The sequence below is a fragment of the Acetomicrobium mobile genome (genome assembly GCF_937920065.1).
Genome location: NZ_CALETC010000104.1, coordinates 1 through 1,083 on the forward strand (window position 1 = coordinate 1; position 1,083 = coordinate 1,083).

Annotated in this window: 1 protein-coding gene; it reads right to left on the minus strand. The window is 41.6% G+C overall.

What is annotated here, in order from left to right:
- Positions 1 to 1,055: oligosaccharide flippase family protein (locus Q7P41_RS04445; RefSeq protein ID WP_303882447.1), on the minus strand; the 1,055-nt coding region annotated here is incomplete at its 3' end.
- Between the last annotated feature and the right edge of the window lie 28 nt (positions 1,056 to 1,083).

A 1,083-nucleotide genomic window follows, 5' to 3' on the forward strand; every position in this document is an offset into this window, starting at 1 on the left:
GGCAAAATGAGCAACAAGGCTATCGGATACGAATCGTCGTAATTTCTTCCGGCCCACATGTTGATGAAAGGACGGCCAAAGCAGACAAAGCCAATAAATATAAAAGCAAGCAATATGAACTGCACCCTGCCGATCTTTGTAAACAACTGCGTTAACTCTCTGTCGTCGCAATTCATAGCGACCATTTTGTTCACCTTGGGTATAAAAACGTTTGATATGGCTGTAGACAGCGACATGTAATAGGTGTTTATTTGTGCGGCCAGTCCGTATATTGCGACGATGATCGTTCCGTAAAACCTGCCCAAGATGAACTTGTCAATGTTCCAGTTGATCTGATCCGTTATCATATTTATGAATATGAAGGATGAAAATAGGGTCATCTCCCTCATCAAGGAAAAATCGAAATGTCTGAAGGAAAATTGCATATCTAACTTTTTAAAGCAAAATACAACATTAGCTATTTCTATTGAGAGGTTTAAGATGGTCGTTACGACTACCATTCCGACTGAACCGTATCCTAAAAGCAGCACGGGAAGTACAAGAAGGGGGTTTACAACTACCTTTATCATTTGCAGGAATTTTTGAAATATGAATTGTTCGTTGGCGGTGATGTGCGAATTAAAGACGACGCCGGGAAATGAAATCGCTATGTTAATCACCATGATTAACATCAGGATCTTTGCCCTATGAAGCTCGATGCTGCTGAGCTGTTTGCCTAAAATTGCCTCCGTGTTCAATGCAAGTATCGTTCCTGCCAATAAGGCGATAAGCCCGATAACGGAAAAGATGATTAAAAACATCCCGTTCAGTTTCGCTATATTTTGCCTGTCGTCCGCGACCTTGTATCTTGAATAATATCTGACGTAAGCGCTTCCGAACCCGAAATTTAAAAGGCCCAGATATGCCACGATAGAAGAGACAAAATTGTAGAGGCCGTACTCGCTTTGCCCTAATAGGCGAAGCATGATGGGGGTGTAAATTATGGAAATGGCGTAACCCACTCCCATCGACGTGTATGATAAAATGATACCTGCTTTGAGCTGGTTTATTTTCAAATTATGCACCTCTTACTTTGCTATACCG